Consider the following 15,791-nt stretch of genomic DNA (forward strand, 5'->3'; position numbering starts at 1 on the left):
GTTAGTCCAGTCGAAATAAAAGTTCTTGTTCATTTTCACAAGCCACATGAGTACAGAGCATGAAGCCGCAATTTTCTAGTACACGTTGCGATGCAATATTTGAAGTATGAACATAAGCAAATAGAGGGCGAGGCAGTAACTGAACAAACAGCTCTAATGCTAGTGAAGCAACGCCCTTTCCCCAATAGCTTTGCCCAAGCCAGAAGCCAATAAATCTTTGTTTATCTTGTTGCCAACTCACAAGATTTCCAACAACAACACCGTCTGAATCAATGGTCGCGATCTTTACATCTTCTCTACTAGTGATGGTTTGCCAATGCTGAATAAATTCTTCTTGAGTTCGAGATTCGAAATGAGCAACACGACACGCCACAGGATCAGCTTGATGCTCATAAAATACATCGGCATCCGTGGCAATTGGGTCTCTTAGGTCTATGTTCATGTTCATGCTTATGTACTAATGATGAATAGCACAACAAGTTAACACAAGGTTTTATTTATGTGAACAAATGTAACATTTGGTTAAGCTAGCTCAAATGTGATCATGAATAGCCCATTGGTATTTGGGTAAACTTTTTTGATCAGCGTCCTAAGTTCATCCAAAGGTAAGCTTTCTTGATTGGCATGAAACTCGTTAATTTCATCAAATTGCAGAGGTTCAACCGACAAAATACGAATATCACAGACTTTTACATTTGTTTCGAGTATATAAACTTCAACCACAGAATTGGGAATGTAGTGACTCTCTGATTCATCACGTATGGTAATGGTTTTAGCACCAGATTTAACCAGTGGCATTAGAAACTCAAAAAAAGTGATGGTAGTTGGATGCGACACGATAACTGACAACGAGATAAGACATTTTTCGGTAGATTAATTGTGGATGATTCAGGAGTCAAATGCTTGTGTTGCTTGCTTAGATGTTTTATTGCATTTAGGACATGGAATACCTAACTGAAAGTTTTTAATGCGTTTATTATCTTTAGGCTCTGACACTTTGTCGGTTTTTCTTTTTTTCTTTTTCTTATTGGACGCAGGAGGCAGAGCCTTTGCCGTTTGGTTCTCGGCGAGTATGTCAATGCATCCAGAACAAAAAGTATGACCACACCCGACTAAGAAAAACTTTCTTTTGGAAAGATCATCGAGTGAGTATTCCTCAAGACAAACGGCACATGTTGTAGAAGCTATATAACCATTAATTGTGACCTCAGTCCCTTTTGCAACGGATTCCACCTCAATTTTTTGCTCATTGCGTTCTGCTAGAAGCTCACTTTCGAATGGAACCCCTGCTGGAATCAATTTCGATTTAGCTTTTTCATCGCCTAGGGAGCGCTCTGCAATCAAAGGTTCGAGGGACGCCGAATGAGGAGCCATAGCTGAATCATGAACTATTCTTTTGGGAGTAATTTGTGGAATTGATGGTTGAATACCAGATTCGGGTACTTTTTCTGAGGAATATTGAAAAATTTGCTCACCTAGGTTTTCATCACATTTGGGAATAATTTTCTCATCGGCTTCAACCTCCTTGGCACTGTCCTTAGATAGTGAATCTTCTGTATTTAGCCTTCTTCTTAACTGTGGAGGTTCTAGCCCTCTACCAGCAAAATCATCTTCAGTCGGAATAACTGTGTCAGCAATACATATCGCAGGCTCTTTTTTATAAGCTAATACTCCCCGAGATGGTGCAATGTTTTCATTTTTAGCTACCGGCTCTGGCAAGGGCTGTGGTTGCTTTTTTTCTTCAGAAGCTAAAGCCTGTTTCCAAAGTCTAGGAATGCCATCAGCGATTTCTCCCAACCCCCATGAAAGAAAACTCGTTGATACAACCAATGCATCAATCACTAGCCTTCGACAACTATATTTGTTTTTATAGCAATCAAAACAAATAGTTTGTTTATGTTGACTACAATGAAAAACACGCAGTGCATCCCCATGAAGTGTCATGTTTTCATAGTTTGCCTTGATTAGATAATGCCCAACTTTCTTATCTTGCCAATAATACTGGCAACTAGAACACGAAATTGTTACTTCATTGGGAAGCTCACTCGGTTTCTCAGAATTTTGAGCGGTATCTTTTATTCGATAGCGAGATAAGACGAGAGCAACTGGAAAAGCCTTAATAGGAACGTGGCATTCAGGATGTGGGCAGCTTATCGTATCTTCACCACAAGGCACCACAGGGGTTGAAAAATCAGTTATAGCCCGTTCGATTAGTTCTGGTCTGCTCTTGTTTATTGCAGCAAATTCTATCCAAAGAATAGCAAGGTTATGTCCATTGGATGGGTAATCTTGTCCAAGATTACATCGCCAGAAATTAAACACTTCAACAGTTACATTCATCTTTTCTAATGAACTAATAATGACATTTTGTTGACAAATCCAGTGAAAACAATCCAAACGATGCTGGTCATGCTTACTTGCTGCTTTTATGACTAAATCGCGATCTTTTTTATCACAATTAGTTATCGTATAAGCAGCACAAATGGCTATTAGAGGACAATGCTCTTTAAAACTTTTAAATACTTCATGACGATTAGTGGGATCAACCGCAACAATATATTGCATTAATTCCAGAAGTGTTACTGTATCGAAGAGTTGTAATGCAGGCTGAAAGCAGTTGAACATAGAGTGATTTATTGCTGACAAAATTGTCTTAACATTAATCAATGGCAAGCAAACTTTTAAAACTTTAACTGCTTCAGAAACAGGGATTTTTCGAATAACCTCCATATCTTGTTCAATAAAATAGTCTGGTTGGTGCGTTAGTAACTCATTGATGTATTCATGCTTAGCCCCACAATATAACTCCAGTGCCTGTAATGCTTGCTTTGCCGTATCAATTAACACAAGTTTGGTGTATCTCTCCAACTCACCAAGATATTTGAACTTTCTTAACTGATATCCTAATGTTTTAGGAATGGTATTGGGCTTATCTTTATATTCATTCCTAAACCTTAACAATGCTTGATATGCTTCTTGTTGGCTTTTTGTAGCCTTGCTAAGCTTTTCAGGAAATGTCCAATCCGACATGACTCCGCAAAACCAATGACAGTAAAGAGCAAAATCATCGATAAAAATTTGAAGCTTATCGAACTCAACACTCGCGCTTGAAGCTCCTTGATGGATAGCTGTCATTGATATTTCAGAACGTTTAAGAGATGCTGATTGGGGATCAAAATCAAGCTTGTTTTCTAAAAAAACAAACCGACTAGATTTAAACCATCTTGACTCATAACGTTTAACCATTAGGTCAAAAATGTTCTTTCGTTTCCATGCTTGATTTGTGGGTGAAAATGTCAGCAAAAATTTAGTATAGAGAACTACAACTCTTCGGTCTTCATCACTTGGAGTCTTCATTGACAATGTTTTACTGTTTCCTACTCCTATTTCTGTTAGAACATAGGCGAACGAAAAAGATCCAGTAAGAAATTTGTGAACCCTTAAACCTAACTCTGTTGGGGATAAGCCAGCTCCTTGTTCAAGTAAATAAAAAACTCTATTATCGTGCACTAATCGAGCCGATGGATAATGATGCTCCCACACTTCCACCAGTTTTCTTATTGCAGCCAAAATATCTTTATTTTTAGCTTTTTCTTTTATTTCTACACAGGCAAGCGCTTTTCTCTCAGCCATAGACTCTGTTAATGAGTGAAGTACGCCTTTATGAGGAACATCTATAGTTTGAGTACCATCAACAAAGTAACAACTCATAAGCGTGGAACCTACACTTCGACATAGATACTTTCTGTCTAGAGCGATCTCAATTGTCGCTCCATCAGATAACTTCTCATCTAAGATGGGATATGCTCCCATTACCGGAGGCAGAGTTTCTGCTTTTGAAACGCTAACGGCCATTTCAGCTTTTAATTAATCGAACGAATGTCTTGTTTTCGGCGAATTTCGATCAGAAGGCAAGTTAATTATTATTAAAAAAAATGAGTGGGTTAACAAAAATAAGCGAATAGAGATGAGACTCTATTCGCTTGATTGGAAAAGATTACTTAGGTGCTTTTAGGCTCGATTTTAATATCATAAAGCCAACCAAACCTGAAACTAATGAGCCAACAATGATGCCTAAGCGCTCATCAAATAGTAGTAGATTGACACCAGTTTCTTCGAACGCCAGTGAACCGATAAATAAACTCATTGTAAATCCGATACCACACAATGCGGCTGTTCCGTATAAGCTCTTCCAATTCATGCCTTCAGGCAGTTTGGCAAGCTTGGCTTTTACTGCCAACCAGCACAGACCGAAAATACCGATTTGTTTACCAAAGAACAATCCCAGAGCGATACCCACGGGTACGCCATGCAGCACTTGCTCCATGGTCACACCCGTTAAATTCACACCAGCATTGGCGAAGGCAAACACAGGTAAAATAAAGAAGGCAACGACGGAATGTAAGTCATGTTCCATTTCTTTTAATGGCGATTCATTCTCATTCTTTTTAGAACGCATCGGGATAAACATCGCCACCAACACACCCGCTAATGTGGCATGAACACCAGATTTAAGAGTTGCTACCCAGATTATGAGACCAACCAAGATATAAACACTTTTGTTACATACATTACGACGGTTCAATAAATATAAAACCGCTGTTCCTGCAGCAACGACCAGTAACGCCGTCAGTGAGATTTTTGAGGTATAGAAAAACGCAATGATCAGGATTGCACCAATATCATCAAAAATCGCTAATGATGTTAGAAAAATTTTAATCGAAATTGGAACCCTTGAACCCAATAAGGCTAGCGCCCCCAATGCAAAAGCAATATCGGTTGCCGCAGGGATTGCCCAACCACGGATCGCTACTGGATCTTGGTTAAAATACACATAGATCAATGCAGGAAATACCATACCACCAATCGCGCCCACCGCGGGTAGAATAATATTTCGCTTATCTGAAAGCTCACCTTCGAGTAGCTCTCGCTTAAGCTCTAAGCCAACTAAGAAGAAAAACACCGCCATTAAGCCGTCGTTGATCCACAAAAGCATAGGCTTGGCGATTTCAAAAGTACCGACTCGAACTTCAACCTCGGTTGAGAGCAGCATTTTGTAGTATGGCTCAAGCCCAGTATTAGAAATCACAATAGCTAGACAGGCAGCAATAAAGAGTAAGATGCCTCCAGCGGATTCTAACTTAAAAAAGTCCTTCATAAAATCGTCGCTGTTACTCGTGTTTACAACTTTTTCGTCCACTCTTCCTCCTAAGATCATAGACATAATATGTCGGTTATTCTCATGGTAGACGAAATTCATTCTTGTTACCATAGCTGAGTATAGAACTTAAATAGCTATATCTATATAAAATGGCACACTCAGCTGGAACTAAAAGAAATTTAGACAAGGAAAATTGGTGAAGTCATAGCGCTCCTACGTCAAAGCAATTTAACGCAGAATAAATTTCTTTTAGACCAGCCTGTAAGGAGCTTTTGTGGAGACACACTTTTTTGTTGCATCAATTTGTAAGGTATTAACATTACTGCATTGATGCGCCTTAAATTGTGCCTCCACAGATAGCTCTGAGAATGCCATCTTATATTGATTTAGCTATACACCAACTTAGGACGAACCAAATTTATGAAAATGCTTTTAGCCGTCATTGTTATTGCTTTAGTGATTTTTTATTTTTACACCCAAAATGTGAACAATAAAATCGCACAAGAGAATCTTATCAAAGGGCAAGAGTTCTTAGCTCAAAACAAAGAAAAAGACGGAGTTAAAACCACAACTTCTGGACTTCAATATTTAATCTTAGAAAAAGGCACTGGTACTGTGCATCCCGCGCCCAGTAATGTTGTTAAGGTTCATTACCACGGCACCTTAATTGACGGAACGGTCTTTGATAGCTCGGTCGATCGCGGTGAACCTATCTCTTTTCCATTGAATCGAGTGATTAAGGGCTGGACTGAAGGACTGCAGTTAATGGTGGTTGGGGATAAATATCGCTTTTTTATTCCAAGTAATTTGGCTTATGGGAAGCGTGCTACGGGAAAAATCCCGGGGAATTCGGTATTGATATTTGACGTAGAGCTATTAGCGATAGAGCAATAACTCTGAGGTTTAGGCTACATAGGTAATCTGAGCTTTGTATAAGCAAACCTCTACAGCACAGATACTTACCCGTATTTCTGTGTTAGAACAGCTCGAAATAGGCGGGCTATTACGAGCTATTCTGCCTTGAACTACATGCTATTAGCAGCACTGTAGATTCAATATTACTTTTCTTTTTGAAACCAAAGCGTTGTTGATTTCTTTATACAGAGCTCAGATTAAGTAGCCTTTTTAAAGAAATGAAGCACCAGCGGGAACATCTATCACTTTCTCAGTATATTGCTTAGCGTTCATGTAGTTATCTGCAGTAATAGCTCTGATCTCATCAGGCTTAATGGTCAAGGGTTCAAAATGTCTAAACCAGCCCCCATATTGCTTTGGCGGTGCAAGCAATAACTTCACGACTCCATTTCTCGAGATCGTTAACCAATCATTGTCTGATGGAGTACTTGGATCCTGAGTCGTTGCTGTTTTTTCAGATTTGATTTTCAATTGCACTGCACTTCCATAATCTAGCTGCTCTCCTGTAATGGGGCATACCAAAGGTAATCCAGCTCTCCTTGATTTAAATTCAATCTCTAGTGGTGTCGCTGGGAGTTTATACATATGAAGAATCGCACTTTTTAGTGGTATAGCTGCATTCGTACGGGAAAGAGCACATAAATTATTTTTAGGTTTAGAATTCTTTTTCAAAGTTTCATTGAATTCACTCAAAAAAGTATGCTGATTATTAAGAGGGATGGTTAAAGCACTTTTTTTGGTATGAAAAGCCACAGACAGAGCACCTACCTTAGATTTACCATCTTTAATCACATAGCCTCTGTCTAGCAACCAAGATTTTCTGTAAGCACATATACCTGAACAAGATACGGCCTCGACTAATTCTTTGAAAGCATCGGGAAGATCTGTTCGATCACCCTCATAATAAACATGGACTGTGTCTTTTCCGCCAAATAATGCCGATTTCACTTCATATCGAAATTGATTCTTTCCCACTTTAAATACATCTGAGCCTAAATTTTGCCAAATTTGCGCTCCTACAATGGTGTCTAAACTGGTAGATGCTGGATTAAAAGTGACATCAGTACTCATTAATAACTCCAGAAAATCAAAGCTGAAAATCAATGAGTTAAGCTTCTTACTTAGTAGCGGTAAAAACAATAACTAGTAGCGCTAATCAAGAAAAATTAATCATACGTTAATGAAGCATTTCCCTCTCAGCCACTATCGTTTCTGATAACCAAAAGGATCATCAATTGAATACGAAGGCTGAGTAAACCACTTTGGACCTTGGCTTGTCATATAAAAATGATCTTCTAACCTAATGCCAAATTCATCGGGAATACAAATCATCGGCTCATTACTGAAGCACATTCCTTCTGCTAATAAGGTCGTTTCACTCGCCACTAAATAGGGACCTTCATGAATTTCAAGCCCTATACCGTGACCAGTACGGTGAGGTAACCCGGGTAATTGATAATCTGGCCCCAGACCAGCCCTAACTATAACGTCTCGCGCTGCATCATCGACCTGTCCACAGGCTTCACCAAGTTTAGCAGCGTCAAAAGCGGCTAATTGCGCTTGTTTTTCTAATGCCCAAATCTGTCTTTGTTTATCACTGGGGTTACCAAATACATAGGTTCGAGTAATATCAGAGTGATAACCAAACAACTCACACCCCGTATCGATAAGCACGGCATCACCCGCTTCTAATGTCTTAGGCGTTTTCACCCCGTGAGGATAAGATGAATCTTCACCAAACAGCACAATACAAAAATACGAGCCACCTGTTGCGCCAAGTTTTCGGTGGGCTTTGTCGATAAACTCTGTCACTTCTTGAGTGCTGATCCCCTCATAGAGAATCCTCGCGACAGCTTTTTGCACTTCTAACGTCATATCCATTGCGCGTTGCATAATGGCTAGCTCAGTGGCTGATTTTTGTCCTCGACATCCCTGAGTAACAGGTAAGGCATTGCTTGTTTCAATACTTACACAAGCCTTTTGAATTCCATCCACTAAAAAGAAAGGTGACGATTCATCAATGGCTAATTTACCTGAAGCTATACCATTTTCAGCTAAAGTGGCTGCCAATAATTCATAAGGCGATTCATGTTCATGCCAAGTCACAATTTCAGCTTCAATCTGTAAGTAATCGCTTAGTGTGCCGAGTTCAAAGTGTGGGGCGATGTAGAATAGTTTTCCATCACGAGTCAGTACAGCTCCAACCATACGTTCACTGGCATACCAATCCAACCCAGTAAAATAATACAAGTTGGTTCCGGCATTCAAATACAAAGCATCAATATTATGCACGGCCATCAGCGATTGTGCCTTAAGCTGGCGCTGACGAATTTCGTCTGCCGTAATTGGCATTAAATCAATTGTCCAAGAACTCAGTTTTACCAACTCTTGCTCTGGCGTAGAGCCACCTATCCCTATCGTCATCATTAATTTCCTGTAAGAACCCACATTTGATGTATAAAATATCCAATCATAATCAGAATGTCACCTTGCATATTCATCCTCTGCACTGAGATAATCATTCTCATATTAAGTAAATGGAGATCCTTATGTCTGTCGCAGCCAATATTATTGCTGAGCGCCTAAAGGCCTTACGAGCGGATATACTAAAACAACGTATTGATGCCTTTATCATTCCTCGTGCTGATGAATACTTAGGAGAATACGTTCCCGCCCACAATGAACGTTTACTATGGGCAACAGGGTTTACAGGTTCAGCAGGGGCGGCCATAGTGTTAAAAGACACCGCTGCGATTTTTACAGATGGGCGCTACACGGTTCAGGTTCGCCAGCAAGTGAGTCATGCTTTGTTCTCTTATGAAAGTCTGACCGACACTCCACAAGTCGAATGGCTCAAAGACAACCTACCAGAGGGCAGTAAAGTCGGTATTGATGCTCGCTTACACACCTTTAACTGGTATCAGCAAGCGCAACAAGAATTGGCAAAAGCCAATATAGAATTAGTTACTCTCGACAGTAATCCTGTTGATGCAAACTGGCAAGCCCGCCCAGTGTCATCTCAAGACAGTATCGTACTGTTCAGTGAGCAGCAAGCAGGCCAAAGCTGCGGTGATAAACGCCAAGCTATTGCCGATATAGTCGCTAAATCTAATGCCGATGTAGCGCTAATCACAGCTCTAGACTCAATTGCATGGTTACTCAACATTCGTGGAAATGATGTTCCTTGCTTGCCAGTGGTGCTATCTACTCTACTTATCGACACTAAAGGGCATGTAAAACTATTTGTTGATCTCACCAAGTTACCTGACAACATAGAAAAACATGTTGGTAAAGGTGTTACTTTTTATGCCGAAACTGAACTTAAGCATCATATCCAGCAATTAGCAGGGAAGCGTTTATTAGCCGACCCAGATACCGCCAATGCTTGGTCGCAAATCACCGCTAAAGACGCCAATGTAGAGTTAGTGAAAGGTGACGACCCAATTGCCCTGTTAAAAGCTCAAAAAAATCCGATTGAATTGCAAGGCATGCGCGATTGTCACGTTAGAGATGGTGTTGCCATTACTCGCTTTTTAGCTTGGCTAGATAGCGAAGTAAAAGATAATAACTTTCATGATGAAGGTGTACTGGCAGACAAGTTAGAAAGCTTTAGAAAGCAAGATCCTTTATACCAACAACCAAGCTTTGACACCATTTCTGCTGTAGGTGGTAATGCCGCAATGTGTCATTATAATCACCTTAATGGCACACCTGCTGTCATGCCAATGGATTCCATCTACCTTGTTGACTCTGGCGCTCAATATCTTGATGGAACTACCGACATCACGCGTACCGTTGCCATCGGTCATATCACCGCTGAGCATAAGCAAATGTTTACCTTAGTACTTAAAGGTCATATTGCACTCGACAGTGCCCGCTTCCCTAAAGGTACTTGTGGTCAACAATTGGATACTTTTGCCCGTCAATATTTATGGCAATACGGTTTCGATTTTGATCATGGTACTGGTCATGGTGTCGGTCATTTCCTCAATGTACATGAAGGGCCACAACGTATCGCCAGTAAAGGAAATCAAGTTCCCTTACTTGAAGGTATGGTGGTATCAAACGAACCGGGCTACTACCGTGCTGATGCTTTTGGAATTCGTATTGAAAACTTAATCGCGGTACAAAAGTGTCCAGAGCTAAGCAATGCAGAACGTGACATGTACTCATTCGAAGCACTTACCTTAGCGCCGATTGATTTCCGTTTGATTGATAAGATGTTATTAACAGAAACCGAAATCCAATGGCTCAATACTTACCACTCTAAAGTACGTAATGCACTCTCTCCAAACCTAAAAGGTCATGATCTTGAGTGGCTAACCAGAGCGACTGAAGCAATCTAGTTGGAACTCTGATATACTGCGCCGCCGCAAAGATACACATGTCTTTGCGGCGTTGTTGTTTGTAGGCGAATTAAGGAAATATTATGAATTTCGAATCTTTTAGCTTTCCCGAAGCACTGCTACGAGGTGTAACCGAATATGGCTATAAAAACTTAACGCCGATACAACAAAAAGCGATCCCTGTGATCCGTCGTGGCCATGATGTGATTGCCAACGCTCAAACCGGCACAGGTAAAACGGCTGCTTTTGCACTACCTATCTTACAAAAGCTGATTGAAAATCCAAAAGCCGTTGCCAAAGCCAACTGCCAAGCGGTCATTTTAACGCCGACTCGCGAACTTGCCGCTCAAATTGCCGATAATATTAATGCTTATACTCATTATCTCGAACTAAGCATAGTCACCGTATATGGTGGCACCAAAATGCAACCACAAGCGCTTAAGCTTAGAGAAGGTGCAGATATCATCATTGCTACTCCGGGACGATTATTGGAGCACCTTATCGGTGGCAACATCAGCCTAGCCAACATCGATTATTTGGTGCTAGATGAAGCCGACCGTATGTTGGATATGGGCTTTAGCACTGATATTCATAAAATTTTACAAGCCACCAGCAAGCAAAAACAAAGCATGCTGTTTTCTGCCACCTTTAACGGTTCAGTTAAGCGCCTTGCTAATGAACTGATGAAGAATCCAAAGATCGTCAGTGTCGGTAAGCAAAACACCACCGCAGAAACCGTTTCACAAGTAGTTTACCCGGTTGAACAACGCCGTAAACGTGAACTTTTGTCTGAATTGATCGGGAAGAAAAACTGGCAGCGAGTGTTGGTGTTCAGTGCCACCCGTGAAGATACCGATCGCTTAACCAAAGAGTTAAATCTAGACGGCATTCCAACCAAAGCCATCCACAGTGAGAAAAACCAAGGTAATCGTCGCCGTGCTTTGCGCGAATTTACCGAGGGTAAACTGCAAGTTTTAGTATCAACTGAAGTCGCAGCTCGAGGTTTAGATATTCCTAACCTCGAATATGTTGTTAACTATGACTTACCGTTTTTGGCCGAGGATTATGTGCACCGAATTGGTCGTACGGGTCGCGCAGGTAAAACCGGTGTTGCTATCTCTTTTGTGAGCCGTGAAGAAGAACGTACGCTTAAAGACATTGAAAAACTGATCGGATTTAAGCTTAAACGTATTATGGTTCCGGGCTATGAAGTCAGCAGTCGTGACTTACTCCTAAAGCAACTTCAAAAACGTCGCAGCTTCAGTAAGAACCGTGAACGTAGCGATAATGTGCGTGAGCAAATTGTCGCAGAAAAAAGCATGTCAGGTCGCCGCGTCAAAGTGAATGCAACAAAAAAAGCCAAGAAGTGAAATAAATGCTCCAGCTTTCAGGTCTTGTTCAGCTGAACAACAATGAATTAAGGCCTGATATGCTTACTCGACTTCTTACCACACTTGCGCTGATTTTCACTATCAGCGCTACCGCTAAACCCATCGCCACCAAAGATGAATTGGTTTCTCCATTACTCAACGGACAAAACATTCCTAATGTCAGTATTTCAGACATCAACGGAAAATCGACCAACCTAGCTAAGCTTGCTAACCAAAAGCCGACAATTTTCTTCTTTTATCGTGGTGGCTGGTGCCCATACTGCAATGCACAAATGGGACAAATTCAGTCTATTCAGCCCAAGCTTCTGAAAATGGGATTCCAAATTGTAGGCATTTCACCAGATACGCCTGAGAAACTGAAAGAGTCGATGACCAAAAATGATTTAGGCTACCAGTTGCTATCTGATCCAGAAATGAAAGCAGCTAAAGCCTTCGGTGTAGCCTTCTTCACCAGCGAGCGTACCACAAAGCGTTATGCTTCATTTGGTGTTACCAACCCAAGTTTCACAACACCTAAAGGCGAAAAGCGTTTAGTATTACCTGTACCAGCGATGTTTATGACCGACAATAAAGGCTTAGTACACTTCCAATACGTGAATCCAAATTTTAAAGTTCGTGCTGAACCAGAGTTGGTGTTAACTGCAGCTAAGTTAATTAAAAAGAAAGTTAAGTAACTCTGAACAAATCGTTGAAGTGAGTGACGTTTCTTTCAACTCAACCCAAGCTTAGATTTATTAACTACGTCGCTCCTGCGTAGGCAGGAGCCTAGTGTCTTTCGCAGCTTTTTTCAAAAAGTCGCTAGGTACCTGCCTTCGCAGGTACGACGGAAAACCTTCAATTGACCACTATTACCCATCTCGAAATATGCCTTATCATAGATTGGCTAGAGCTTTTCATTATCCAAATGGACACTGCTTTGCTCAATAAACCCACAACTAAATTTGTACTCATAAATCATAGCTGTAACAATACGCAGGACTTTTTATTCAGACGTTAACATCACTATGATTGTGCGCTCCGCCACTTTGCAAGATCTTAAGCAAATAGCTCAGCTCGAAATTAATAACCTTCATGATGAACACCAGCTTGATGCCAGCTCAAAACAAGGGCAATCTTTCTCCCTTGAGCAATTAACCACGATTCTCAACCTAGGCTTAATCTATATTGCAGAAGTGAACACTAACATCATTGGATATGTACTGGTTGCGCCATGGTCATTTTTCAACAAATGGTCAATTTATAAGAAAATCTATCAGCAGCTTCCCACGCACAACATTAGTCAAAAGCAAAGCTGCCAATATGGCCCTATTTGGGTTAATGAAGCTTATCGAGGTAAAAACGTTTTTCAGCCTTTATTTGAAGCGGTAAAACAGCAAGCATTATCAAATTATCAACACATGGTCACCTTTATTGCCGAAGATAACGAACGTTCCTTTCGAGCCCATACGAAAAATGACAATATGAAAGTATTGGATTTTTTTGAAATGGATGATCGGGGGTATTACTTATTAGCTTCCAGTTAAAAAGTTAGAAGCCCTCAGTGGGCTTCCATAATTTAGATGAAAATCTACCAATTACGCATTTCGTTTGCTTCTTTTGATAACTCCACCACTTCTGAACGTGTCATGGCATCTTGCAACGCGCGTTTATCTGAGTTGATCAAAATAAATAAATTTCCAATGCCAAGCAGTGACCAAATCACTCTTGCATAAGCAGTAATTAAACTTATCCGCTGACCATTGGGGTGTTGGACTTTAAGACGCCAAGCTCGCATTCCCAATGTTTGCCCACCTTTACTCCAAAATATCGCATAAAAACTGGCAACGGTTATAGCCAACCACAATTGGTAAACGCCTTTATAAACTGGAACATTATGTAGTGAGTCGGACATAATTTCATAGCCATGAGAGTTTAGTACGCCAGTTGAAACTAATACCGCAAAAACACCAAAACCAATGGCACCTGCAAACATATATATCGCTACAGCCAATAAAGAATCATAAATCATTGCGCCTAAACGACGTAAAAAACTGGCTCGTGGAAAATTCGCGTGTTCGGTATTGATCACCGGCATTTAAGACTCCTCGTCATCCTGAACAAAATGAATATTGGCAAATCCCATACGCAAAAACTCACTACGTCTGAAATCTCGCTCGGCTTTCGCCCCTTTTTTTGAAGTCATGGCAATTTGTTGTTCCATTTGTAAAAAGCGGGTTAAATCAATTCCCTCTGCCGCGGCTACTGCCTCATAAGGATCATGATGCTGACTAAAACTGAATGGAATAACTTTGATTTCACCTTTAAAGGTGTACTGCACTTGGCGAGGCATGACTTTTTCCTTGAGGCCACATTAATGCTCGATATTATCTGAGAAATCAAAACAAAATGCGAGTTTACTTTAAGAAGCTCACGGCTCACTCTATACTGTTGACCACTTCTCTTATCGGCGCCATTAGATCACTGGCAATCATGCCTCGTTCTCCTTTCTCTGCCGCTTTATCAGCCGCACAACCGTGAACAATCACACCAGTATAGGCCGCTTTCATCGGAGACAATCCTTGAGCCATTAGGGCACCAATGATACCTGACAGAACATCGCCACAACCACCACTTGATAAACCAGGGTTTCCAACGGTGGCTACGATGGTTTGGTTGCCATCACAAATCAAGGTACCCGCTCCTTTTAATACTGCCACGCCGCCGTATTTTTGCTGTAATTGCTTTACGGCAGAAAAACGATCAGCCTCAACCTTTTCAACACTACAATCTAGTAACCTTGCGGCCTCACCAGAGTGCGGGGTAAGCACCCAGTTTTCTTGCTGCATCGGTTCTTTGCTCAAGATATTTAATGCGTCAGCATCAATAACACTTGGTTTACCACTCAAGATTGTGGCTTTAAACAGATTTTGTCCCCAGTCTTGTCGACCGAGTCCGGGACCTAGCACCAATACATCCGCCCACCCTAAGCGATGGTATACGTCCATATCAATAAACTCAGCAGAACAATACATGAGCTCTGGGCAAGCTGTTACCACAATGTGTTGATGTTCTGGGCGACTCACCACTGCAACTAGGCCACTGCCAGCACGAAAACAGGCTTCGGCACATAATCGAACGGCTCCCGGCATGCCAATATCACCGCCAACGACACTCACCCTTCCAAAATCGCCTTTATGAGCGTGCCGCGCTCGCTTTCCTAGCTTTCCTTTAATATCGCTACAGTCAAACCTCAAAGTATCTGATCCAGCTAGGAACTCCTGTAATCCAATATCAGCGAAAAAGACCTCGCCACAAAAATGGCGAGCTTGATAAGTAAATAAGCCACGCTTCAAAGCACCAAAAACGAGGGTGGCATCAGCCGCAACCGCAAGCTCTCCAAAGCCTGAATCAGCGTTAACTCCAGAGGGGGCATCGAGCGATAATCGAAAAGCAGAGCTTTGATTAATCCGTTTAATGAGCGTTTGAAATTCTTCAGATAAAGGCCGTGATAACCCTGTACCAAATAAGGCATCCACAATGACATCGGCTTTATCAAGTTCATCGAGTTCAATGGCTTGTATTGATATATTCACTGTCTGTAAAGTTTGCAGTGCTTGTCCGTATTCTTTGGAATTTACAGGGCGTAATAATCCCATCACAGCCACTTGATACTCATGCTCAGCTAACCACCGAGCCAAAACTAATCCATCAGCACCATTGTTACCACTGCCGACCAGCACCGCTATTTTTTTCGCTTCAGGCTTATATTGCTGCAACCACTGAAACGCTGCTGCTCCGGCTTTTTCAACCAACTGATATAGGCCATTTTCAGTAGCTTGGCTTGCATCCAATTCGGCTTGACGAACCTGCTCGACACTATATAACTCTATAGGCAGTATCTTGTTCGTCATGGCGTTATTCTCCATAATATTGTCTGTTGCGGATAAATGGGCAAAATTGCCTCTTTGATAACAAAGCAGTACAGGCCAATTTCACTGC

At 41.2% G+C, this 15,791-nt stretch carries 14 protein-coding genes; 5 read left to right on the forward strand and 9 right to left on the reverse strand.

What is annotated here, in order from left to right:
- Nucleotide 1: 1 nt before the first annotated feature.
- The 4 genes from D5018_RS02385 to nhaA all read right to left on the reverse strand — a co-directional run bounded on the left by D5018_RS02385 (nt 2) and on the right by nhaA (nt 5,218).
- On the reverse strand, nt 2-442 hold the full coding sequence (locus D5018_RS02385) for a GNAT family N-acetyltransferase (protein WP_165904980.1): 441 nt from the start codon (nt 440-442) through the stop codon (nt 2-4).
- An 80-nt stretch (nt 443-522) separates the two neighbouring features.
- On the reverse strand, nt 523-837 hold the full coding sequence (yqfB, locus tag D5018_RS02390; RefSeq protein ID WP_341538257.1) for a N(4)-acetylcytidine aminohydrolase: 315 nt from the start codon (nt 835-837) through the stop codon (nt 523-525).
- 51 nt (nt 838-888) lie between these two features.
- On the reverse strand, nt 889-3,855 hold the full coding sequence (locus tag D5018_RS02395) for an RING finger protein (RefSeq protein ID WP_121837385.1): 2,967 nt from the start codon (nt 3,853-3,855) through the stop codon (nt 889-891).
- A gap of 142 nt (nt 3,856-3,997) precedes the next feature.
- The gene (gene nhaA, locus D5018_RS02400; protein WP_121837425.1) at nt 3,998-5,218 is read right to left on the reverse strand and encodes a Na+/H+ antiporter NhaA; all 1,221 of its coding nucleotides are present in this window, start codon (nt 5,216-5,218) and stop codon (nt 3,998-4,000) included.
- A gap of 363 nt (nt 5,219-5,581) precedes the next feature.
- Between nhaA and D5018_RS02405 the strand changes: the two genes are divergently transcribed.
- Complete coding sequence (locus tag D5018_RS02405; RefSeq protein WP_121837386.1) at nt 5,582-6,055, forward strand: FKBP-type peptidyl-prolyl cis-trans isomerase; 474 nt, start codon at nt 5,582-5,584, stop codon at nt 6,053-6,055.
- A 231-nt stretch (nt 6,056-6,286) separates the two neighbouring features.
- Here the strand turns inward: D5018_RS02405 and D5018_RS02410 are convergent, their stop codons facing one another.
- On the reverse strand, nt 6,287-7,147 hold the full coding sequence (locus tag D5018_RS02410) for a hypothetical protein (RefSeq protein WP_121837387.1): 861 nt from the start codon (nt 7,145-7,147) through the stop codon (nt 6,287-6,289).
- Between the two features lie 132 nt (nt 7,148-7,279).
- The gene (locus tag D5018_RS02415) at nt 7,280-8,500 is read right to left on the reverse strand and encodes a M24 family metallopeptidase (protein WP_121837388.1); all 1,221 of its coding nucleotides are present in this window, start codon (nt 8,498-8,500) and stop codon (nt 7,280-7,282) included.
- 125 nt (nt 8,501-8,625) lie between these two features.
- Between D5018_RS02415 and D5018_RS02420 the strand changes: the two genes are divergently transcribed.
- The 4 genes from D5018_RS02420 to D5018_RS02435 all read left to right on the forward strand — a co-directional run bounded on the left by D5018_RS02420 (nt 8,626) and on the right by D5018_RS02435 (nt 13,336).
- Nucleotides 8,626-10,422: an aminopeptidase P family protein gene (locus D5018_RS02420; protein WP_165904981.1), complete on the forward strand. Its 1,797-nt coding sequence runs from the start codon at nt 8,626-8,628 to the stop codon at nt 10,420-10,422.
- An 83-nt stretch (nt 10,423-10,505) separates the two neighbouring features.
- Nucleotides 10,506-11,792, forward strand: a complete 1,287-nt coding sequence (locus tag D5018_RS02425) for a DEAD/DEAH box helicase (RefSeq protein WP_121837390.1) — start codon at nt 10,506-10,508, stop codon at nt 11,790-11,792.
- A 59-nt stretch (nt 11,793-11,851) separates the two neighbouring features.
- On the forward strand, nt 11,852-12,487 hold the full coding sequence (locus D5018_RS02430; protein WP_121837426.1) for a peroxiredoxin-like family protein: 636 nt from the start codon (nt 11,852-11,854) through the stop codon (nt 12,485-12,487).
- A gap of 330 nt (nt 12,488-12,817) precedes the next feature.
- Nucleotides 12,818-13,336 carry a GNAT family N-acetyltransferase gene (locus D5018_RS02435; protein ID WP_121837391.1) on the forward strand — a complete coding sequence of 173 codons (519 nt, stop codon included), beginning with the start codon at nt 12,818-12,820 and terminating at the stop codon, nt 13,334-13,336.
- Between the two features lie 44 nt (nt 13,337-13,380).
- Here the strand turns inward: D5018_RS02435 and D5018_RS02440 are convergent, their stop codons facing one another.
- The 3 genes from D5018_RS02440 to D5018_RS02445 all read right to left on the reverse strand — a co-directional run bounded on the left by D5018_RS02440 (nt 13,381) and on the right by D5018_RS02445 (nt 15,703).
- Nucleotides 13,381-13,881: an RDD family protein gene (locus tag D5018_RS02440; RefSeq protein WP_207819194.1), complete on the reverse strand. Its 501-nt coding sequence runs from the start codon at nt 13,879-13,881 to the stop codon at nt 13,381-13,383.
- A 6-nt stretch (nt 13,882-13,887) separates the two neighbouring features.
- Complete coding sequence (locus D5018_RS21935) at nt 13,888-14,142, reverse strand: DUF2960 domain-containing protein (protein WP_207819192.1); 255 nt, start codon at nt 14,140-14,142, stop codon at nt 13,888-13,890.
- An 85-nt stretch (nt 14,143-14,227) separates the two neighbouring features.
- Complete coding sequence (locus D5018_RS02445) at nt 14,228-15,703, reverse strand: NAD(P)H-hydrate dehydratase (RefSeq protein ID WP_121837392.1); 1,476 nt, start codon at nt 15,701-15,703, stop codon at nt 14,228-14,230.
- Nucleotides 15,704-15,791: the final 88 nt, after the last annotated feature.

Origin of the sequence: Parashewanella curva, assembly GCF_003675895.1 — a bacterium.
GTDB classification, from domain to species: Bacteria; Pseudomonadota; Gammaproteobacteria; order Enterobacterales; family Shewanellaceae; genus Parashewanella; species Parashewanella curva.